At 38.5% G+C, this 21,661-nt stretch carries 16 protein-coding genes, 2 tRNA genes and 1 pseudogene; 15 read left to right on the forward strand and 4 right to left on the reverse strand.

What is annotated here, in order from left to right:
* The first annotated feature begins 2 nt into the window (after nt 1-2).
* The 6 genes from opp4B to PT285_RS04995 all read left to right on the forward strand — a co-directional run bounded on the left by opp4B (nt 3) and on the right by PT285_RS04995 (nt 8,160).
* Nucleotides 3-962 carry an oligopeptide ABC transporter permease gene (gene opp4B, locus PT285_RS04970; RefSeq protein ID WP_277148337.1) on the forward strand — a complete coding sequence of 320 codons (960 nt, stop codon included), beginning with the start codon at nt 3-5 and terminating at the stop codon, nt 960-962.
* A 12-nt stretch (nt 963-974) separates the two neighbouring features.
* A complete protein-coding gene (locus PT285_RS04975; protein WP_277148340.1) occupies nt 975-1,895 on the forward strand; it encodes an ABC transporter permease in 921 nt (306 codons plus the stop codon).
* A gap of 206 nt (nt 1,896-2,101) precedes the next feature.
* Nucleotides 2,102-3,862 (forward strand): oligopeptide ABC transporter substrate-binding protein, encoded by a 1,761-nt coding sequence (locus tag PT285_RS04980; RefSeq protein WP_277148342.1) that lies wholly within the window; start codon nt 2,102-2,104, stop codon nt 3,860-3,862.
* A 233-nt stretch (nt 3,863-4,095) separates the two neighbouring features.
* Nucleotides 4,096-5,859, forward strand: coding sequence for an oligopeptide ABC transporter substrate-binding protein (locus tag PT285_RS04985; RefSeq protein WP_277148344.1), 1,764 nt, complete (start codon nt 4,096-4,098; stop codon nt 5,857-5,859).
* Between the two features lie 211 nt (nt 5,860-6,070).
* Nucleotides 6,071-7,828 (forward strand): oligopeptide ABC transporter substrate-binding protein, encoded by a 1,758-nt coding sequence (locus PT285_RS04990; RefSeq protein ID WP_277148346.1) that lies wholly within the window; start codon nt 6,071-6,073, stop codon nt 7,826-7,828.
* Between the two features lie 149 nt (nt 7,829-7,977).
* Nucleotides 7,978-8,160, forward strand: a complete 183-nt coding sequence (locus tag PT285_RS04995) for a hypothetical protein (RefSeq protein WP_277148348.1) — start codon at nt 7,978-7,980, stop codon at nt 8,158-8,160.
* Between the two features lie 103 nt (nt 8,161-8,263).
* Here the strand turns inward: PT285_RS04995 and rsgA are convergent, their stop codons facing one another.
* Nucleotides 8,264-9,232: a ribosome small subunit-dependent GTPase A gene (gene rsgA / locus PT285_RS05000; RefSeq protein WP_277148350.1), complete on the reverse strand. Its 969-nt coding sequence runs from the start codon at nt 9,230-9,232 to the stop codon at nt 8,264-8,266.
* A 103-nt stretch (nt 9,233-9,335) separates the two neighbouring features.
* On the opposite strand from rsgA, the pseudogene PT285_RS05005 reads away from it, so the two are divergent.
* A pseudogene (locus tag PT285_RS05005) lies at nt 9,336-9,623 on the forward strand (transposase); the annotation flags it as partial.
* Between the two features lie 184 nt (nt 9,624-9,807).
* Here PT285_RS05005 and PT285_RS05010 read toward each other — a convergent pair.
* Together PT285_RS05010 and PT285_RS05015 are read right to left on the reverse strand one after the other, a co-directional pair.
* On the reverse strand, nt 9,808-10,668 hold the full coding sequence (locus tag PT285_RS05010) for an SPFH domain-containing protein (RefSeq protein WP_277148354.1): 861 nt from the start codon (nt 10,666-10,668) through the stop codon (nt 9,808-9,810).
* A 37-nt stretch (nt 10,669-10,705) separates the two neighbouring features.
* Nucleotides 10,706-12,889 (reverse strand): LTA synthase family protein, encoded by a 2,184-nt coding sequence (locus tag PT285_RS05015; RefSeq protein ID WP_277148356.1) that lies wholly within the window; start codon nt 12,887-12,889, stop codon nt 10,706-10,708.
* Between the two features lie 148 nt (nt 12,890-13,037).
* On the opposite strand from PT285_RS05015, the gene PT285_RS05020 reads away from it, so the two are divergent.
* The 5 genes from PT285_RS05020 (at nt 13,038) to PT285_RS05040 (ending at nt 18,006) form a co-directional block, all read left to right on the forward strand.
* Nucleotides 13,038-13,652, forward strand: a complete 615-nt coding sequence (locus PT285_RS05020) for a VanZ family protein (protein WP_277148358.1) — start codon at nt 13,038-13,040, stop codon at nt 13,650-13,652.
* Between the two features lie 91 nt (nt 13,653-13,743).
* Nucleotides 13,744-15,087, forward strand: a complete 1,344-nt coding sequence (locus PT285_RS05025; RefSeq protein WP_277148360.1) for a glucose-6-phosphate isomerase — start codon at nt 13,744-13,746, stop codon at nt 15,085-15,087.
* A gap of 117 nt (nt 15,088-15,204) precedes the next feature.
* Nucleotides 15,205-16,605 (forward strand): MFS transporter, encoded by a 1,401-nt coding sequence (locus PT285_RS05030; RefSeq protein ID WP_277148362.1) that lies wholly within the window; start codon nt 15,205-15,207, stop codon nt 16,603-16,605.
* Between the two features lie 211 nt (nt 16,606-16,816).
* Nucleotides 16,817-16,993 carry a hypothetical protein gene (locus tag PT285_RS05035; RefSeq protein WP_277150704.1) on the forward strand — a complete coding sequence of 59 codons (177 nt, stop codon included), beginning with the start codon at nt 16,817-16,819 and terminating at the stop codon, nt 16,991-16,993.
* Nucleotides 16,994-17,172: 179 nt separating this feature from the next.
* Nucleotides 17,173-18,006 carry an alpha/beta hydrolase gene (locus tag PT285_RS05040; protein ID WP_277148364.1) on the forward strand — a complete coding sequence of 278 codons (834 nt, stop codon included), beginning with the start codon at nt 17,173-17,175 and terminating at the stop codon, nt 18,004-18,006.
* Between the two features lie 60 nt (nt 18,007-18,066).
* Here the strand turns inward: PT285_RS05040 and PT285_RS05045 are convergent, their stop codons facing one another.
* Nucleotides 18,067-19,077 carry a serine hydrolase gene (locus PT285_RS05045; RefSeq protein WP_277148365.1) on the reverse strand — a complete coding sequence of 337 codons (1,011 nt, stop codon included), beginning with the start codon at nt 19,075-19,077 and terminating at the stop codon, nt 18,067-18,069.
* 95 nt (nt 19,078-19,172) lie between these two features.
* Between PT285_RS05045 and PT285_RS05050 the strand changes: the two genes are divergently transcribed.
* The 3 genes from PT285_RS05050 (at nt 19,173) to PT285_RS05060 (ending at nt 21,338) form a co-directional block, all read left to right on the forward strand.
* Nucleotides 19,173-19,244 (forward strand) — tRNA-Glu (locus PT285_RS05050).
* A 9-nt stretch (nt 19,245-19,253) separates the two neighbouring features.
* Nucleotides 19,254-19,325 (forward strand) — tRNA-Gln (locus tag PT285_RS05055).
* Nucleotides 19,326-19,811: 486 nt separating this feature from the next.
* Entirely contained in the window at nt 19,812-21,338 is a 1,527-nt protein-coding gene (locus PT285_RS05060) for a transposase (RefSeq protein ID WP_277148367.1), read from the forward strand.
* Nucleotides 21,339-21,661: the final 323 nt, after the last annotated feature.

Here is a 21,661-nt window from a genome sequence, read left to right on the forward strand (position 1 = left end):
GCATGTGGAAAACAGTTTTACGGCGTGTTTTAATTATGATTCCCCAAATCATAATTTTAAGTATTTTGATCTTCTTCATTGCTAAAATGATGCCAGGGGATCCGTTTACGGGATCAATTAATCCGAATACGGACCCAAAGCAGATTGCGGCGCTGCGACAACAAGCTGGTTTAAACGATCCAGCATGGGTACAGTATTGCCGCTGGGTGGGCAATGTAATGCATGGCGACCTTGGTACGAGCTATATTCAGCAAGTACCGGTTACTTCATTGATTGCTGACCGTGCGGTCAATACTTTCTGGATGTCATTAGTATCAACTTTTCTGACATATCTAATCTCTATTCCAATGGCAATTACGGCTGGAAAGCACCAAGGTCAATGGCAGGATAAACTTGTTGAATTCTTCAACTATACAACACTGGCAATTCCAGGTTTTGTTCTATATTTGCTGGGAATCTGGTTATTTGGCTTTACCTTGGGTTGGTTCCCAATTTCGGGATCTGTTTCGCCAAATGCTAATGGCTTTTGGGGGACAGCGGTTAGTCAGTTCTATCACTTGATTTTACCATCAATTTTGATGGCATTGTTAAGCACAACCAGTATTGTTCAGTTTTTGAGGACAGGAATTGTTGATAATAAAGTTGAAGACTATGTACGAACTGCCAAGAGTAAGGGTGTTCCAGAAAAGGTAATCTTTAATAAGCATATCCTGCGTAATTCTCTTTTACCAATTGCTTCTAGCTTTGGTAATGTTATTACGGGATTACTTAGTGGTTCAATAATGATTGAAACTGTTTTTAGTTATCCTGGTATGGGTAAATTGTTCTTAGACTCAATTAACTCTCGTGACTATACAACGTTAACAGCTTTAATTCTTATTTATGGTATCTTGACTTTGCTTGGTAACCTGTTATCAGATATTATCATGAGCATTGTTGATCCAAGAATTAGAATTAAATAAGGGGGGAGAAAAATGTCTGAAAAGAAAAATTTACAAAAAAATGATAAAAACACTAAGGCACCAATTTCTCGTCCGACTTCTGGCTTTCGGATTGCGGTGCGAGAAATTTGGCGTGACAAGGGTGCGCGCTTCTCGTTATTTGTATTAATTTTAGTCTTGCTGTTTACGTTTGGCGGTTCAATGTTCTTGAATAAGGGGCAAGTTACTGAATTTAATATTCTTGACGCATACCAAGGCTGGGGTCAAGACGGTCATATTTTTGGTACCGATGATGGTGGCCGTGATATTTTCAAATTACTAATTATGGGTGGTCGCAATTCAATTATAATTGGTCTTGCAGTATCTGTAATTTGTATGGTTATTGGAATCGTGATCGGCTTAATTTCTGGGTACTTTGGTGGTACGATTGATAACATCATTATGAGAATTATTGATTTTTGGCAGTTACTGCCACCCCTGCCGATTGAAATTGTATTAGTAACGGTTATTCCCAACTTTAGTGCAACTGCCTTAGTCGGAATAATTTCGCTGTTTAGCTGGACGAGGGAATCACGGTTCTATCGAGCCTATGTTTTGTCTCAACGGCAAAGAGATTATGTCTTGGCTTCGAAAACATCTGGATCATCTAACCTTAAAATTATGTTTAAAGAAGTTTTGCCTAACATTCTTTCGCCAATTATTACGGATGCAATTTTAATGATTGCCGGTAACATTGGTGTTGAAACCGGGTTGTCATTCATTGGTTATGGTTTACCGAAAAATGTTCCGTCTTTGGGTACATTAATTGGGTTTGCCAACGATCCGGTTAACATTACGACTCGACCATGGCTGTGGGTTCCTGCTGTTGTTTTGCTGTTAATTATTTGTTTAAGTGTTAACTATGTTGGTGAAGCTCTTCAGCGTGCTGGGGATGCGCGTCAACGTGAAAACTAAATTAATTTTAGAATTTTAATTTGAAATATTAAAGAAGATAATGAATTTCACTGTCTTCTTTTTATTTTCTAATGTAACTATAAGTATAATATTTTTAATATTTTGCAATTAATATATTGAAATTTTAATTATATATGTTAATATTAAATTATTAACTTGTTTCAAGATTTTTATTAGAATTTTCTAGTGAATAGGAGTTACAAAATATGAAAAAATCTAGAATATTTAGTTCAATAGGCGTTGTTACTGCAGCTGCCTTAACTTTGGTTGCCTGTGGCAATAATAAGAGCAATGATAAGACTAATGATGCCAAAACGGCCAGCAAGTTTCCACAAGAAGTTCCGGTCAAAACTGCTAAAAAGGGTGGAACAGTGAAAATTGCTGAGTTGTCAGCTTCACCAATTACTGGTATTTTTAATCAAGAGTTAGAAACGGTAAATACTGATTCTGACGTGATGGCGCCAGCAAGTGAATCGTTGTTCGCTACCGATGATACTTTCAAGATTAATGATAAGGGTTCTGCCACCTTTAAGCTCGATCGCAAGGCTAAGACCATAACAATCGAAGTTAAGAAGGGTGTTAAGTGGTCAGATGGTAAGCAAGTTACTGCAAAGGATGTCGAGTATGCGTATGAAATTATTGCTAATAAAGGAAGTAAATCACAAAGATATACTGCATCGTTGGCTAATATTGAAGGTTTAGCAGACTATCATAACGGTAAAGCTAAGACCATCAAGGGGATTGAAATGCCTGATGGTGAAAATGGCCGCAAAGTTGTTTTGCACTTCAAGCAGATGAAGCCAGGAATGTATAACTCTGGTAACGGTTATTTCTGGGAATATGCTGAACCATACCATTATTTGAAGGATGTTCCATTCTCCAAATTGATGGCTAGCGACAAGATTAGAAAGAACCCGATGTTTTATGGCCCGTACAAGATGGATAAAGTTGTGCGTGGTCAATCTGTAACTTTTGTTCCTAACAAGTATTACTGGCGTGGAGCACCAAAACTTGATAAGATTGTCTACCAAGTTGTAAGTCCAGACACAGCTTCACAAGCGCTGAAGAGCCATAAATTTGATATTATTCAGGCTAGAGCAGCACAATGGCAGCAAGTTAAGAACACCAAGAAAGTTAACTTTGTCGCCAAAGTACCGCTATCTTACTGGTACATCGGCTTTAAGATGGGTCATTGGGATGCTAAACAAGGCAAGAGTGTCATGGATAAGAATCCTAAGATGACTAAGCCACTTCGTCAAGCTATGGGTTATGCAATGAACGTTGATCAGGTGGATAAGCATTATACACATGGCTTGAGTTTCCGTGTTCCAACCTTAATTCCGGCACAATTTGGCGACTACTTCAACAAGGATTCTAAGGGCTACCCATATGACATGAAGAAGGCTAATGAGATTCTTGATAAGGCTGGTTACAAGAAGAAGGGCAAGTGGCGTGTGCAACCTAATGGCAAGCCATTGAATATTACTTTCTTGGCAATGTCTGGCAGTTCTATCCAAGAACCAACAATTCAAAATTATGTTCAGCAGTGGCAGAAGCTTGGTTTGAACGTTAAACTCTATGGTGGGCGTTTAACCGAAGGCAATTCTTTCTATGATAAATTGTCAAAGGGTGCTAAGGGAGTTGATCTTTACGAGGCAGGTTGGACGCTATCGACTGAACCATCACCGAATGATTTGTATAACGAAGCGGCACCATTTAACTACGGTCACTTTGCAACCGCTAAGAACACGAAGTTGCTTAAAGAAATTGACTCGGAAAAGGCCTTTGACCATAACTATCGGGTAGAGAAATTCCATGAGTGGCAAGATTATATGAATGATGAAGCATATGTAATACCAATGGATAATTCTTACACCGTTATGGCAGTTAATGATAAATTGACAGGGTACTCAATGAGAGCATCAAAGAATAATTCTTTATACTTCGATTTAGCTTATGCTAAATAGATAAAAGATATTTTTAATAATAATTAACAGATAAAGCAGATTTTGTTTTATCTGTTTTTTTGTATTTATGTATCTAATATTAGCTGATGCTTAACTATATCCAAGAATAATCTTAATTTAAATCATAATATTATTTATAAAATTATTGATTTTTTAATTATTGGTGCTAAACTTTAATCATTAACTTGTTTCAAGAATATTGTTAGGTTTAAAAGTGAATAGGAGTAGCAAATATGAAGAAATCAAAGATATTTAGTTCAATCGGCGTTGTTACTGCAGCCGCATTGACACTGGTTGCATGTGGTAAGAGTAATAATTCAAGTAGTAATGGTAATGATGTCAAAACTGCAAGTAAGTTTCCAGCAGCTGTGCCAACAAAAGCAACCAAAAAAGGTGGTACTGTAAAAATAGGAGAATTGTCTGCTTCGCCATTTACAGGAATTTTTGCACCAGAACTTTCGACAATGCAAACTGATACCGATGTTGCAGGACCTGGTCTTGAAAACTTGTTTGACACTGATGATAATTTTAAGATCAATGATAAAGGCCCTGCTACGTTTAAACTTGACCGAAAAACTAAAACTGTCACAATTGAAATTAAAAAGGGTGTTAAATGGTCTGATGGTAAGCAAGTAGTAGCTAAAGACATTGAGTATCCCTATGAAATTACTGCTAATAAAGCAACCCAGTCGCAAAGGTATACCGCTTCTTTAGCTGATATCGTCGGCTTAGCTGATTATCATAATGGCAAGACGAAAACCATTAAGGGAATTGAGATGCCAGATGGTGAAAATGGTCTTAAAGTTATTTTGCATTTCAAGCAAATGAAACCAGGAATGTATAATTCTGGTAACGGCTATTTTATAGAGGATGCTGAACCATATCATTATCTGAAAGATGTTCCGTTTGCTAAATTAATGTCAAGTGATAAGATTAGAAAAAATCCATTATTTTATGGACCATATAAGTTAGATAAAGTTGTTAGAGGACAATCAACTACTTGGTCACCAAATAAATATTATTGGCGTGGCACACCAAAGCTGGATAAAATTGTAATTCAAGTTGTAAGTCCGGATACTGCTTCTCAGGCCTTAAAGAGTCATAAGTTTGATATTATTAATGTTCGTAATGCACAGTGGAAACAAGTCAAAGGCACTAAAGGCGTTAATTTCGTAGCCAGCATTCCATTATCATACTATTACCTTGGATTTAAAGTCGGTAAGTGGAGTAATAAGCAAGGTAAAAGTGTCATGGATAAGAATCCAAAGATGACCAAGCCTTTGCGGCAGGCAATTGGCTATGCAATGAATGTTAATGAAGTTGACAAGCATTATACGGACGGCCTAAGTTTCAGAGTTCCGACTTTAATTCCGGCACAATTTGGTGATTACTTCAATAAAGATTCAAAGGGTTATCCTTACGATCTTAAAAAAGCTAACGAGATTCTTGATAAGGCGGGATACAAGAAGAAGGGCAAATGGCGTGTTCAGCCTAATGGCAAACCACTAACTATTACTTTCTTGGCAATGCAAGGTTCCGCTATTCAAGAGCCAACGGTTCAAAACTATATTCAGCAATGGCATAAGATCGGCTTAAATGTCAAACTTTACGGCGGCCGCTTGACTGAAGCAAATGCATTTTATGATAAATTACAAAAGAGTGATCCTGGCTTCGATATGTTTGAAGCAGGTTGGGTATTGTCGACTGAGCCGTCACCAAATGATATTTATAATGAAGCAGCGCCATTTAATTATTCGCACTTTGTAACTGAAAAGAATAATAAGTTATTAGACGAAATGAACTCTGAAAAAGCCTTTGACCATAATTATCGGGTGCAAAAATTCCATGAATGGCAGGATTACATGAATGAAGAGGCTTATGTAATTCCAATGGATAATGCTTATGGCATCACCGCTGTAAATAATAAATTAACGGGTTATTCAAAGAAACCGTCTATGAACAATACATTGTATTATGATATCGCTTATGCTAAGTAATATTAAAGCAATTTAATTAAGATTAAAAAACAAATGAAGGTTATATGTGCTTTCATTTGTTTTTTTGTCTAATTGTGTATCTTAGCCGTAAAAGTTTTACAAAAATGCGGTCATATCAAGTAGTTGCAATCCAAAATCTATATGCTAATATTAAATGGTATTAACTTGTTCTGGAGCAGAGGAATTTTAATTAAATATTAGGAGGATATTTATGAAGAAGAGCAAAATTCTTGCTTCAGTTGGGGTTGTCACTGCTGCCGCATTAACGTTGGTAGCTTGTGGCAAGAGTAACAATAACGCCACAGATGAAACAAAAACTGCAAGTAAGTTTCCTAAAGAAACACCGGTAAAGACCACGAAAAAGGGCGGTAATGTAAAAATTGCTATGCTTTCTGCATCACCGTTTACAGGTATTTTTTCCCCGGAATTATATACGGTTTCTTCCGATTCTGATGCAATGGCGCCTGGTGTAGAAGACTTATTTGATATAAATGATACTTATAAGATTAACAATAACGGGCCGGCAACATTTAAGCTCGATCGAAAGGCCAAGACGATCACAATTGAAGTTAAGGAAGGTGTCAAGTGGTCTGATGGTAAACAAGTTGTTGCCAAAGATATTGAGTACCCTTATGAAATTATTGCCAATAAGGCTACTAAATCTCAAAGGTATACTTCAAGCCTGGCTAATATTGTTGGTTTAGAGGAATACCATAATGGTAAATCGAAGACTATTTCTGGGATTGAGATGCCTGATGGCGAAAATGGTCGTAAAGTCGTTTTGCACTTCAAACAAATGAAGCCGGGAATGTATAATTCGGGTAACGGTTATTTCTGGGAATATGCTGAACCATATCATTATTTGAAGGATATTCCGTTTTCAAAATTAATGGCTAGTGACAAGATTAGAAAGAATCCAATATTCTTTGGCCCGTATAAGATGGATAAAATTGTTCGCGGGCAATCGACTAGTTGGGTTCCTAACAAGTATTACTGGCGCGGCACTCCTAAATTGAATAAGATAACTATTCAGACCTTAAGTCCGGAATCAGCTTCACAGGCACTCAAGAGTCATAAATTCGACATTATCGATGTTCGTGCTTCGCAATGGACACAGGTAAAGAACACTAAGGGTGTTAACTTTATTGCGAGAATTCCGCTGTCATACAACTACCTTGGTTTTAAAGTTGGTCACTGGGATGCCAAGAAGAACAAGAGTGTCATGGATAAGAATCCAAAGATGGCAAAACCCGTTCGGCAAGCAATCGGTTATGCGATGAATATTGACGCAGTTGACAGTCATTATACCCATAGCCTATTCTTCCGTGTTCCAACCTTAATTCCGGCACAATTTGGTGATTATTTTGACAAGAATGCCAAGGGTTTCCCGTATGACATTAAGAAAGCTAATTCAATTCTTGATAAAGCTGGCTACAAGAAGAAGGGTAAGTGGCGTGTTCAACCAAATGGCAAGCCGTTAACCATTTATTATTTGGCAATGGCTGGTACATCAATTCAGGAACCGATCATTCAAAATTACATTCAGCAATGGCACAAGGTAGGCCTAAATGTTAAATTAGTCGGCGGTCGTCTGACGGAAACTAATTCTTTCTATGATAAGCTGCAAAATGATGCTTCTGGATTTGATATGTTTGATGGTGGCTGGAATTTATCAACTGAACCATCACCAAATGACTTATACAATGAAGCAGCACCGTTTAATTACACGCACTTTGTAACTGCCAAAAATAATAAGCTGCTTGCAGAAATGGATTCCGAAAAGGCCTTTGACCATAAATATCGGGTACAGAAGTTCCATGAGTGGCAAGAATACATGAATGACGAAGCATTTGTTGTTCCAACCGATAATTTTTACAGTATCAAAGCTGTCAACAGCAAGCTAACAGGTTATTCACTTAAACCGTCAAAGAATAATAGCTTGTACTTTGACTTAGGGTACGTTAAATAACAAATTTAATTATCTAACTGAAACTTGAAAGCTAGAAATTACGCAAAAAGAGCGTGATTTCTAGCTTTTTTAACCCCAAAATAAAAACGCAAGACCTCTCTGCGTTATACTTTAAGTAACCAAAACAAAGTTACAGGAGATCTTACATTATGAAAAGTATACCGCAAATCAATCAAGAAAAGGACACTTCCTTGCTAATTTCTGCTTTTGCCAAGCTAATTGGTCTACCTGCTAACTGTGCACTGCAAGCAGTCAAAGAAGATATTCCAGAAGATACTAAGCAAGTAACAGATAACTTCATTGAGCTACTGCCAAGATTTATCCAAAAATAGCCTGAGGGAAGCGAATAAAACATAATTAAAAGCTAAAAAAGCCAGAGTCCATAAGGAATCTAGCCAGTTTTACTGCTTTAGAGTTTCAATTAGGTTAATAAAATTATTTCTTATTTCTTTTTTCAAAGTTTAGATAACTTTGATAGTGTTCTTTAGTTATTTTTCCTTTTGTAACAGCTAATTTAACAGCACATTTTGGTTCTGACATGTGTCTGCAATTTCTAAACTTGCATTGTTTTGATAAAATTGTTATATCATTAAAAACAGTGGGCGTATTTTTATTAATTACACTACTAATAGTTTTAAATCCAGGAGTATCAATATAATAAATTCCTAAACTTGGTATTGCATTTAAGGTTACATTTGTTGTAGTATGTTTGCCTTTTTGGTCACCACTTCGTACACCATTAATTTTATTTATCGTTTTTCCTGATAATTCATTTAGTAGAGTTGATTTTCCTACACCTGAAGCTCCTACTACTGCAATAGTTTGGTTCTTGATTAAATTTTGTTTTAGTTGCTGTATAGTTTCTGGAAGATATATAGAAACTTTTTTTATTTTTAAAGTAGGGTAAGTCCGTTTGATCTTATTTTCAATTTTTTTGCATTCAGCTAAATGGTCAATTTTAGATAGTAAAATCAATGGATCTTGGTTAGATATGTGAAACGTTTCTAAATACCGTTCTAGTTTTTCTATTGTAAAACGTTGGTTAACTGCAATCATAACCCAAATTTGATTGACATTAGATGCAATAAGTCGCTCTTGCTTTTTAACATGCCAGCTTTTTTCGGCATTACTGGTTGCTTTAGAAAGTATATTATGTCGGGGATAAACTTTAATTATGTTTTTATTGTTTAAGGAATAATTAACATAGTCTCCAACTAAAATCTTATCCACTTTTAGTTTTGCTAAATTTGTATAAGCTAAATCTATATTGTGTAAAGCTCCATTTTCTCCTACTAATTTAATTTTTTTACCTACTACGCTTATTACTCTGTAAACTCTGCCATTAGATAATTTATGCTTTAAACTAAAGTCTTTGATACCAAAATCAAACTTATTGTTTATCAAATTGACACTCCTACTTTTTAATCTATTATTTAATTTTATTACATACAGTTTACAATAAATTTTGTGATAATTATAGTAGACAAAATATTAGAGGTCAGAAGTAACAAAAATAATGAATAAGATCGAAGCTTCTATTTATGGCCATAGATGGCAGATAGAAACATACTTTAAAGCGGCTAAACAGTATCTAGCTTTAGATAAATCACAAATTCAAAGTTACGATGGGCAGTGTGGCTATTTTGCCGTCATGGCCTTAACTTATGATTTGCTGGCTGAAAGGCAGGCAATTGATGAGCGCACAATCGGAGATTTGTTCTATCTGATGAATGATGCATTGCCAGATTTAGCATTTGAAGAAGCATTTGTCTACCTGCTAACTGCACTGCAAGCAGTCAAAGAAGAAATACAGAAGAGATTGAGCTACTGTCAAGATTTATCCAACAAATTTATCCCGTTAGCGAATATCATCAGGTATTTGCTAACGGGATTTTTAATAAAAAACAATGGCAATTAAAAATCACTTTAGCTGTTCTTTTCTAAAGTGATTTTTTACCATAATTTATTATTCTTTATTTTTATTTTTCGCTTTCATCCCAGATTTTTTTGGTGGCTGGAATTTTACCTAATTCGCTAATTTCATCCTTGTCAACGACAATCAGATTATTTGGCCCTTCCGCCAAGCGGTTGAAACTATCTAGGCTTTGATTCTTGAAATAACCGTCACTGGCATTAGCAAGACTTGTCTGCAACTGGTTGATCCGGTATGCTTCCGCATCGGCCCTGGTCTTAGTTGCTTCCGCATTGGCCTTGGCCGTTGCAATCAGCGCGTCATTCTTTGCCTTGGTGGTCAGCTCAATATTCTTTGCCTCACCTTCGGCCTTTTCGATTGCGGCAATCTTCTCCCGGTCGGCAGTCAGCTGTTTGTCCATAGCTTTTTGAATTTCTGGACTTGGCAGCAGTTCATCAATGTTGACCCGCACAACACGAATCCCGTAAACGTCGGTTAGGTCGCCGATAGCTGCGGTTAATTGGGTGTTGATTTTACTGGTGGAGCCTAAGGCATCATTCAAGTCCATGCGGCCAATAATGTCCCGCAGGTGCCCCCGAATCAGTTCAACCATTGACTTAACTGAATCGGTATTGTTGTAAAAATATTTGTAGGAATCAGTCACCAAATAGTTGAGAGTCAAACTGGTTGTGATTTCCGCATTATCCTTAGTAATAATTGAATACTTGGAAATTTCTGCCGGAAACATTGCCAGAGAAACCCGACGCAGTTTTTGCACAAATGGAAAAATAAAGACAAAACCGGCTTTAACCGTCCTTGAGTATTTGCCCAATGTTTCGACCAATCCCTCATTGTTTTGCGGAACGACCCGAAAGCCCAGCGCCATGAAAACAATTAACAAAATTATGATTATTAATGGTAAGATCATAAAATAGTCCTTTCTTAAATAAAATCATATGATTAGACTAATTATATGACTTTTTCTTCTTTTTGCTAGTTTTATTTTCGGTTAATTGGTTATTTTGCACTGATTCCGGAACCTGAGTAATCTCTTCGTTTCTGTCCTGCAGCTCGCTCGCATCGGTCTTATATAGAGAAGTGGTTGAGCCGTGTTTTTTTGAATATAAAGATGTCGAATTTTTACCGAGTTTGTCTTCAATCTGCAACATTTGCTGGTAATTGTCTAGGTAGTTAAATTGTGAAGGATTAACGGGTGTGAAGCCAATAGGTGTGTAAAATCTTAGCAGATTATGGTTGTTAAGAAGGTCAGAATATTTCAGCGATTTCCGGCTGATTTTAGTTAAGTGGCCGATTTCTTTCTTTTCCTTAAGTGTAAAGTTGACAATCTGCTTGCCATTCTTGCGGTTATAGACACTGCCTTTGGTTCCTTGGCTGCCGACAATCACGTATTTTTTGCTGACGACGGTGCCATTGCGAAAAACAAGCCATGGCTGGTAGTGCGGTGACAGCAAGTTTTGTCCAAACTGCAGGTAGTTTTCATTTGGGATTCCCAACAAATTCAGCAGGGTTGGCAGAACATCAATTTCGCCAGCTACCTCGTGTTTGATTTGCCCTTTGAGGTTGGCGGCGTGCAGCATGAAGGGCACACGCTGCATCTGCACGTTGTTATACGTATTCCAGGTGTCCGAACTTTCACCGACAATTGGCGCCAGCGTTTGATTATCCGAATTGCTTAGGCCGTAATGATCGCCGTAAATAACCACCAGTGTGTTTTTATACAAACCGGATTTTTTAAGGTAAGTGAAAAATTCTTTGACGGCCTGGTCTAGGTAGTGGGCAGTTTCAAAGTAATTGTTGATTGTCTGGTTTTGCGTGTCGGTGGTTTTAAAGGTGGGGTCGGCGTCTTCCGGTTTCAGTTCAAACGGAATGTGGTTGGTGACGGTGATGAATTTAGTATAGAAAGGCTGCTGCAGGTGTTCCAAATACTTGATACTTTCCGCAAATAGCAGCTTATCTTTCAGGCCGTAACCGCTTTTATCCTCGCTGTCGCTGCTGAAATAATTTTGGTCAAAAAAGTAATTGTAACCGAAATTTTTATAGACCTCGTTTCTGTTCCAAAAGGTGCCGACATTGCCGTGAAAGACAGCCGAAGTGTAGCCGTGGTCACGCAAAATTTGTGGCGCCGCCTGGAAAGTGTTGTTGGAGCCGAGTGAGGTAAAAAGTGACCCGTCAGAGATGCCGTAAGTTCCGGTTTCGAGCATGTTTTCGGCATCGCTTGTTTTGCCGATTCCGACCTGGTGGTAAAAATTGGCAAAACTGATGGTGTGGGGATTTTTATAAAGTGAATTTAAAAACGGCGTGACTTCCTTATTATTGATTTTTAGGTTAAGCAAAAACTGCTGGAAACTTTCTAGATGAATTACGATCACGTTTTTCCCCTTTTCCTTGCCAAAATATTGCTTGCTGGCCGGAACGTGATTTTTTTGGGTAAAGCGCAGAATTTGATTCAAGTCGTCCGCGTTGGCATTTCGGGTTACCTGGCCTGTCTGGGCACTTTTGATGCCGTCATAAATGGTGTAAGTGTCAATCCCTAAATATTTGACAACGTAGGTGTGGTCAAAGGTATTGCGCAGCAGGCGCGGCCGGGATGATTCGGCCATGAAGATATTTAAGCCAAGAATAAACGCACCTAAAGAAGTAATGGTAAAAGGTGTCAGCAGGCCGTATGATTTGGGATCAATTTTTATTTTTTTACTGATTAACAGGGCGATAATAACGACCAAATCAAGCCAGATGAGGCAGTCAGACAACTGCAGCAGGGAAACGGCACTCTTGCCTAGGCCCGGTGCCACCTTGCCGACATTCACGATCGTTTTAACCGTGATAAAATCAGAGAACTGCCTGTAGTAAAGGACGTTAGCAAAGAGCAGGGCGCTGTTGGCAAAGTCCATTACCAGCATCATGATATAGGAAACAAGCGGCTTGGGAAAATAAAAACCAATGCCGATCAGCATAATGGCGGCGCCTAAGGGACTGATCCACATGATAATGTGCTGATAAGGATCGGAAAGGCCCAGATTAAAGTCAAAGTAGGCCACGAAGAGATATTTCAACCAAAAAAGAACGATTAATAGACTAAAAAAGCCTGTCCGTGTTTGAATAAAACTTTTAAAATTTATTTTTTTCACTAGTAATGCTCCTCTAATACAACAATTTTACTGGTTTAACGGAATTTAAACAATCTTTTGCGGGGAGTTAGTACTTTTTTAAGGTTTAATTTGGCTAAAATTGAGTATAATTTAGAGGAAACTTATGTATGGGATTTTGATTATTTAGATGCTTTTTTTAGGACCACTTTACAATTGGCTGGCACAACATTATGCTACTAAGATTAACCATTTTGCGCTGATTAAGCTGACGATGCTGGCAATTGACAAGACAATTTTTTATTTTCTTTTTTTTGCGGTGCTGCGGCTGTTGTGGCTGCTTGTTATCAGAAAAAGACGAACAATTAAGTCGGAAGCGGGGATGTGGGCCTTTGTTTTTTACCTAATTCTGCTTTTAATGTTAACGACTTTTCGCGATACCTACTTTCCTTGGCAGCTGGATTTTAATTTTACGCGGCCGCTGACGGAAATCAATCTGGTCTTTATGAAGGAAACTTGGAAACTGGTCTATGCTGAAAGTCGCATTGATTTTTTCTATAATTCCTTAGGCAATGTCCTATGTTTTCTTCCGTTTGGCTTTTTGCTGCCGCTGGTTTTCTCAAAGAAGCAGAGCTTTCTGAAGGTTGTTTTTCTGGGGATGATCCTGTCAGTATTTATTGAAGGGATGCAGTTTATTCTGGAAACAGGGATTAGTGACATTGACGACGTCTTTTTTAACACATGTGGGGCGATCCTGGGATACTTGCTATATTTGCTTTTCCGGCAAGTTAGAAAGATTTTCTAATGTTGATGAAAAGTAACTGGTATTAAGTGATTAAGATTGTTAAAATGAAATTGTGAAAAAAATAATTTTTAGTTTAGGTAGGAGCAAATTTATGAGTTTAATTAAATTTGATAGTAGCAAGTTAACGCCTTTTGTTCATGAAAATGAACTGGGCGAGATGCAAGCAATGGTCAATGCTGTTGTTACTGAACTTAAAGATGGCAGTGGTGCAGGAAGTGATTTTCTGGGCTGGCTTGATTTGCCGGTTAATTACGATAAGGATGAATTTAGCCGCATTAAAAAGGCTGCTAAGAAAATTCAGGGCGATTCTGAAGTGCTGATTTGTATTGGGATCGGTGGCTCATACCTTGGTGCCCAAGCGGCCGTTGAATTCTTGAACGGTGCGTTTTATGGCAGGAAAAAGGAAAATAATCCAACCATTGTTTTCTGTGGTAATTCACTTTCCGGTTCATATCTGTATGATTTGATTGATTGGCTGGGCGACAAGGACTTCAGTGTCAACGTCATTTCGAAATCAGGAACGACAACTGAGCCGGCTGTTGCTTTCAGAATTTTTAAGGATAAATTGATTAAAAAGTACGGCAAAGAGGAAGCAACTAAACGAATTTATGCAACCACGGATAAGGCTAAGGGCGCTTTGAAGACCGAAGCCGATGCGGAAGGTTATGAAGAGTTTGTCGTTCCGGATGATGTCGGCGGCCGTTACAGTGTTTTGTCTGCTGTGGGTTTACTGCCGATTGCTGCTTCCGGTGCCAATATTGACCAGCTGATGAAGGGGGCTGCCGATGCCCGTGCTGATTATGGCGATACGGATTTGACCAAGGCTACCCCATACCAATATGCCGCTTTGCGCAATATTTTGTATCGTAAGGGCTATACAACTGAAATTGTCGAAAACTATGAGCCAACACTGCGGATGTTTAGCGAGTGGTGTAAACAGCTGATGGGTGAATCAGAAGGTAAGGACCAGAAGGGCATTTACCCGTCAAGTGCCAATTTCTCAACCGACTTGCATTCACTAGGACAATACATTCAGGAAGGCCTGCGCGACCTATTTGAAACGGTCATCCGGGTTGAAAATCCGCGTCATGATGTGACAATTCCTGGCGACGATAAGAATTTGGATCAATTAAACTTCTTGCAGGGCAAGAGCCTGAACTATGTTAACGACCATGCTTATGAGGGTGTGGTTTTGGCTCATACCGATGGTGGCGTTCCGGTGATGACGGTTAATATTCCTGATCAAACCGAACATACCTTAGGCTACCTGATTTACTTCTTTGAGTTGGCAATTGGGGTTTCCGGCTACCTGAATGGAGTTAATCCGTTCAATCAACCGGGAGTTGAGGAATACAAGCGAAACATGTTTGGCCTGCTCAACAAGCCGGGTTATGAAAACCTGCACGATGATTTGACCAAACGTTTTGCAAAATAGAAAATGCTTGTGGCAGTTTTTTTAAAAATTTTGTTAGTATAATTAATAGCAAAGTGATTAGAAAAAGAGTAAAACACTTAATAGTTTTACTCTTTTTTCGTTTTTTAGGAGGTTTTTATGAAAGAAAAAGTGGTAACGACCAAGCATGTTTTAGCAATTATTGCCTGTGCCCTGATGGCGTTTGTTTCGATTTTGACGGAAACCAGTTTGAACGTGACGTTTCCAACGTTAATGAAACAGTTTCACATTGGTTTAGGCACGGTGCAGTGGACTACCACCGGTTACTTGCTGATGATTGCCGTGATCATGGTGGCGAGTTCGTATTTGAACGAGCGTTTTTCGGCACGGCAATTATTTTTGACGGCAGCGGTTGCTTTTATCTGTGGCTCGCTGCTGTCTGCCACTGCAACTAATTTCGGCGTTTTGCTTGCTGGCAGGCTGATTTCGGCATTTGGCGCGGGCTTCTCAATTCCGTTGATGTTCAACCTAGTGGTTGAATTGATGCCGCAGAATAAGTGGGGCTTTTATATGGGGTTGACTGGGCTCGTAGTGATTTTAGCACCATCGCTGGGCCCGACTTTTGGCGGGACAATTGTCTACTTTTGGAACTGGCAGCTGATCTTTTACCTTGTTTCGGGCTTGGCGGTTGTTATCTTGCTTTTAGGTTATTTTACAGTTGAGAAATACCATAAAGAAAAGCGCGCCGGTTTTGATTGGCGCAGTCATGTTTTGATTGCGGCAGCGATGGTGATTTTTAGCCTGACTTTCAGTGAGATTGGTCAAGGCTTAACCAATATTTGGTTCTGGCTGGGGCTTTTAGTTGCTGCACTTTTATTATTTTTATTTATTAAATCGGTCAAAAATAGTGATAAGAAGTTGTTAGACTTGGCAGTTTTTAAGAATAAAACCTTTGTTTGTGCCCTCATTTCGTATTTGCTGCTGCAGTTTATTAATATTGGCACTAGTTTTGTCCTACCGAATTTTGTGCAGATTGTCAACCACTCGTCTTCGCTGATTGGTGGTTTGATTTTGCTGCCTGGCTGTATTTTAAGCGGGATTCTTAATCCGTGGTTCGGCCATATTTATGACAAAAAAGGGCCACAGCTACCGCTTTTACTTGGCACCATTTTCTGCCTTATTGCCAGCATCTTATTTACCGTTTTTGCACGCAAATTAACCATTCCATTGGTTGTACTCTTTTACGGCATTATGATTATTGGACGGCAGCTGGCTTTTAACAACACAATGGCAGAAGCCTCAAAACTGCAACCGGAAAGCCTGCATACCGATGCAACGGCGGTCTTTCAGACGGGACAGCAGTATGCTGGCTCGATGGGAACAACGGTGATGGCGGCGATTATTTCTGCCTGGCAGAAACGCCCGGGAAATTATTCTGTTTTAACCGCTCAGGGCAGCCAGATTGCCTTTATGGTCATGATTCTTTCCAGTGTCATAATTTTGCTGAGCTATTTAAAGATGTTTCAACTGGAAAAAAAGAGCGGAATTAAATTACATTAAAAAATATTTCTCTTCATCTTTGTATTAAAAGAATTTTACTTGAAAAATTTTTTTACCTAGCCGACAAATGTAAACATTTAATAACAGCAATGCTACACGGGTGAGCTTGAGTAAACTCTATCTAGCAACAATTAAAAAACATGAAAATCGCTTTCAATAACGTAAATTACTTGTATAATAAGAGGTAGTTTAAATAAAGAAGGTCTAAAAATTGATGTGTGATAACTTGTTGATGAAGATTTTTAATGTGATTGTCTTTGCTGTGGCTGCCTACTATACTTTTACCGGCGGCATGATGATGGCAATGTATTGGATGGCCGCAGGGATGTTAATTGATGCGGTCGTTGATTTAATCTATCATTTTCTGCCTAAGCACAAGAAGTGCTAAGATGGCTTTCAATTTTGTTAATAAAGGCTTTTTGAATCTAGTTTTTGATTTGAAAAGCTTTTTTTGCAACAAAATTCAAAATAAGTATAAAATTTTGCATAATTTGGTTGCGCTTTCTTTAATTTTAAAATAAATTATATCTATAGACATAATTTTATTTTACTATTGGAGGTAAATAGATGGGTTTTTACGATGAAACAAGAGTTGAAAAGGTTGAATCAAATACACCGGGGCTGAAGTTGTCAGTTCGTACCAATTTGGCAGATTATCCGCAGGCTAACTTGATAATTGTTCACGGTTTGGCAGAATTTTCCGGCAGGTATGACCGCATTGCCAGCTATTTTGTAAAACAGGGCTATAATGTTTTCCGCTATGACCAATTAGGTCACGGAGAATCAGATGGAGAGCGGGGTTATTTGTCTTCGCCTGATGATCTTTCAGAAAACTTGACAGTAATTGTCAACTTAGTTAAAAAGCGCTACCCTAATTTGTCCCTGTTTGTTTTGGGACACAGCATGGGCGGTGAGACGGTTTTGCTGCACGCTGCTAAGCATCCGCATACCGTTGACGGCTATATTGCTACCGATCCTGCTTCCGTTTGTATTCATTCGGAACTTGGTTCAGAGATGATTGATGGTGATCCGAAAAAGCTGGTACCAAATGAATTGGGTGATGGCTTAAACACGGACCAGCGGGTAATTGATAAGTACAATGCTAGTGAAATGAACCTGCATGAAATCACAATCGGAATTTACAATAACGCAATTTACAAGGGTGCGCTCTATTTGCGCGATAATCTGCAAAACATCGTTGACCCGATTTTATTAATGCAGGGCTTGGAAGATGGGATAATTTCTTACAAGGATTCGATGGAGGTTTATCCTAAGATGTCATCAAAGGATAAGGAATTTCATGTTTACCCGTTTTTGCACCACGAGATTTTGAACGAGCCAAGCCGCAATGAAGAACTGTTTGCGGAAATTGAAGAGTGGCTCCACAAGCGGATTTATTAAGTGAATTTTTTTATCCAGAAGAAAAACGACGCGATAGTGACGTCGTTTTTTGGTGCAATATTAATTGTCGTTTTCCCTGAGAAAACTTTGAATGATTTTTTCCCGGATTGCCAAAAAGGCCAGATTGTGGCCGGTGGGATGTACGCGATTGGTCAGAAGAATTAAGCCGGATTGTTTAATTCTGTCTAAAATCATCATTGTACCGGTAAATCCTGTGTGCAAAATGATGGGATATCTGTGCCTCGGATCAAAACGCAGATCCCAGCCCCATGAACGCGGTTTTAGTGCGCGGGCGTTTTTATTATCAAATAGCTCACTCACCAAGTTTTGGCTGAAGGGCAGAATTCTTTTATCAAGGCCCAAGTAGCCCTTGCTGATTTTAATTAGGTCATTCATGGAGGAAAATAGCCCAGCAGAACCGCAATCAAATCCTAGCTGTCTGGCCTTGGGATCGTGCGCAATTCCCTGTAAAACGTTACCATTGACTAGAGCCGTGGGGATGCAGTGCTCTTTTTTAGGTGTAAAGGACGTTTGTGTGAGTCCCATCGGTTTAAAAACCTCTCTCATTGCCACTTGTTGAACCGGTTGCCGAAAAATGTTTTTAACAACTAAGCCCAAAAGAATAAAATTGGTGTCGGCATAACGCATTTTGCTTGTAAATTCGTTGGTCACGGGCAAACTGATAATGGCGTTAATTAGCTTATCATGACTTAATTGGTCACGGTGGGGAATCCAGCCGCGAATACCGCTGGTGTGGGTCAGCAGGTGAAACAGCCGCACACGTGGATCTTTAAATTCTGGGATAAACTTATCGAGCGGGTCAGTAAAATTAATTTTTCCTTGATCGTAAAGCTTTAACAAAATATTTTCGGTTGCAAGAACCTTGGTTAAGCTAGCCAAATCATATTCCGCAAATGGGCTTAATTGTGTGACTTGAGGATAAATACTGGCAAAGCCAATAGTGGAAGTGAAGGTTTGCTTTCCCCTGATAAAGGCGTAATTGACCCCGGGAACAATTCTTTCGGAGACCATTGCTTCAATTAAAGTTTGGGTTGCGGAGTAGTCAATCATTACGTATCTTCCCTCTAAATAATTACTAAGAATTATTATAACCAAAAAGGCTTGACAATTATAGCAATTTCAAGCATAATAATTACTGTTGATTTTGCCCGTTGGTCAAATGGTTAAGACGCCACCCTCTCAAGGTGGAGTTATGAGTTCAATTCTCATACGGGTGATTTTATCAATGGGATATAGCCAAATGGTAAGGCACAGGTTTCTGGTTCCTGCATGTTTCGGTTCGAGCCCGGATATCCCAATATTCATGATTTGTCTTAGTTTCAACTAGCTTAAAACGTTGATACTAAGGCATTTTTGTTTTTTGCGGTTTTTTGAAATTACATCAAATTAGGTACTTAGGTTACAACTTTTGGTGCATTCCTTTAGGGTGTTAAATTGTCTGTTTAAGTTAAATCGCCGTAAACCTTGCTGGATAACGAAACGTTATTGAGTTATTCAGTCGTGTTTTGCGACGGTATTAAAAAATCCTCTGAAAGCATTGCTACTAACAGAGGATCATTTTAATGACTGCCTAAAGTAACCAGCTTTAGGACTTTTTGAGGCTAACCCCAAATGAAAATCATTTCAATATCATTCTACAATATTTTAGGTCATTGTCAATGAATAAAATTCTGGTAAAATGACAAATGGTTACTATTCACAGCTAAATTTAGTTCACTCATTTTATAGGTGGGCTTTTTTCTTCTTTTCCGTTATAATAGTTGCTGTTTTGAGGAGGAGTTGCGATGCGCTCTACAAATTATCAAGCTAAATTGTTCGCCGACTTTCAGGCTGACGAACTTAGAATTGACCGACTGCTACAGGAAAAAGCCAAACTTGTGCGGCAGAATAAAGCATCTACTACTAAAATTCAACGCTTAACTAAAGAAGTTGCACATCTCAAAGCTCAATTGGCTAGTTTAGTTAAAGATAATGATCATTACCAAACTTTAGCTAAAACTGATAGCAACAACATTGGCTTACCAACTAGTCAGACCAAGATTAATCAGAAAAAGCGGATCCCTAACTCTCGGGTCAAGTCTAATAAAACTAAAGGTGATCAAAAAGGACATACCAAATCCAGTTTAGCCCCTTTTACTGCCGCTGAAGTAACTGAACATGTTACCCATGAATTGACGGTTTGTCCTAATTGTCACGGTAGACACATTAGAAAAACAACTAAGGTTAAGACTAAGGATGAATTAGACTTTCAGATAGTAATTATTAAACGCCGGCATGAATTTCCTACTTATATCTGTGATGATTGTGGTAAGAAGAGTTATGAAGCAATTCCTAATAATTTGAAAGAAGCTAACCAATACGGCCCTATTCTGAAAGCTTATGCTTTGTCCTTAATGAACGAAGCCAATGTCAGTTTAGATAAAACGCAGCGCATGATTATGGGCTTGACTTACGATAACTTACGCCCCAGCCAAGGCTACCTAGCAAAACTACAAAAGCAGGCTGCTAAGGGCCTAAAGCCATTTGGTCGGGAATTAAAGCAGAAACTACTTAAACAAAAGCTGCTTTATTGGGACGATACGGTAGTAATGGTTAATACTAAGCGGGCCTGTCTGCGCTACTATGGAACGGAAAAATTAGCTTTATATCGTGCCCATGAACATAAAGATTTGAAGAGTATAAAAGACGATGCACTGTTAACTCAACTGCCAGCTGACTGTCATGTAATGCATGACAATAATAAGGTTAATTATAATCCTATCTTTAATTACGCCAACGTTGAATGCAATGTCCATCTAATGCGTGACTTACAAAAATGCGTTGATAATACTGGACATCAATGGGCCAAAGATTTACGCAAATTAATTAGTTTGACTAATATTAATCGCAAAGAGCTGCTTAGCCAAGGAAGCTCAAGTTTTGATGAAACAACCGAAGCCAATTTTTATTTCAAATTAAATCAAGCCTTAGCTTTAGGGCATGAGGAAAGTAAAACAACAAGCAATAGTTATTATGCGCCGACTGAGCGAGCATTGATTAAACGGATAGTTGACTACACACCAGAATACTTTTCCTGGGTGACAAATTTCAACTTACCATTTTCTAATAATTTAAGTGAACGCAGCTTACGCGGAGTAAAAAGTAAAATGAAGGTAGCGGGGCAATTTGAAAATATCACTAGCAGTAAAAATTATGCGGCGATTCGCAGCTACCTAGAAACCAGTTACCGCAACGGGAAAAATCCGACTAAAGCATTAGAGCGGCTAATGGCGGGCAAACCGTATCAGCTTAAAGAGTTAATCGAGAAATAAGCATATTTAGTCAAAAGAAAGCCCCCAACTGTCTAAAGATGGAGGGCTTTTTAGGCTTGGCTGTGAATAGTAACAACAAATGGAATTATCTAAGACTTAACCAATCTTAATTATGGTAATTCTAGGGGGTGTAAACCTCAAATGGAAACATTTCTTTTGGGTCTAGTATCAGGTATACTAGCTAACTTAATTTCTTCATGGTTGTATGACCATTTTAAGAAATAGCCCAAAATTTTAAAGGGAGCGTGTGGGCAATACCACTGCTCTCTTTTTTATTATAGCAGAAATGATACTTGGGAATGCTGACTACCTCCTTAAATTAG

Origin of the sequence: Lactobacillus sp. ESL0791 (genome assembly GCF_029433255.1) — a bacterium.
Lineage (GTDB): Bacteria > Bacillota > Bacilli > Lactobacillales > Lactobacillaceae > Lactobacillus.

Excerpts from the sequence above, each read along its gene's own strand:
- opp4B (WP_277148337.1), top strand. The coding sequence starts at position 3 with ATGTGGAAAACAGTTTTACGGCGTGTTTTAATTATGATTCCCCAAATC.
- PT285_RS04975 (WP_277148340.1), top strand. The coding sequence starts at position 975 with ATGTCTGAAAAGAAAAATTTACAAAAAAATGATAAAAACACTAAGGCA.
- PT285_RS04980 (WP_277148342.1), top strand. The coding sequence starts at position 2,102 with ATGAAAAAATCTAGAATATTTAGTTCAATAGGCGTTGTTACTGCAGCT.
- PT285_RS04985 (WP_277148344.1), top strand. The coding sequence starts at position 4,096 with ATGAAGAAATCAAAGATATTTAGTTCAATCGGCGTTGTTACTGCAGCC.
- PT285_RS04990 (WP_277148346.1), top strand. The coding sequence starts at position 6,071 with ATGAAGAAGAGCAAAATTCTTGCTTCAGTTGGGGTTGTCACTGCTGCC.
- PT285_RS04995 (WP_277148348.1), top strand. The coding sequence starts at position 7,978 with ATGAAAAGTATACCGCAAATCAATCAAGAAAAGGACACTTCCTTGCTA.
- PT285_RS05010 (WP_277148354.1), bottom strand. The coding sequence starts at position 10,668 with ATGATCTTACCATTAATAATCATAATTTTGTTAATTGTTTTCATGGCG.
- PT285_RS05020 (WP_277148358.1), top strand. The coding sequence starts at position 13,038 with ATGCTTTTTTTAGGACCACTTTACAATTGGCTGGCACAACATTATGCT.
- PT285_RS05025 (WP_277148360.1), top strand. The coding sequence starts at position 13,744 with ATGAGTTTAATTAAATTTGATAGTAGCAAGTTAACGCCTTTTGTTCAT.
- PT285_RS05030 (WP_277148362.1), top strand. The coding sequence starts at position 15,205 with ATGAAAGAAAAAGTGGTAACGACCAAGCATGTTTTAGCAATTATTGCC.
- PT285_RS05040 (WP_277148364.1), top strand. The coding sequence starts at position 17,173 with ATGGGTTTTTACGATGAAACAAGAGTTGAAAAGGTTGAATCAAATACA.
- PT285_RS05045 (WP_277148365.1), bottom strand. The coding sequence starts at position 19,077 with ATGATTGACTACTCCGCAACCCAAACTTTAATTGAAGCAATGGTCTCC.
- PT285_RS05060 (WP_277148367.1), top strand. The coding sequence starts at position 19,812 with ATGCGCTCTACAAATTATCAAGCTAAATTGTTCGCCGACTTTCAGGCT.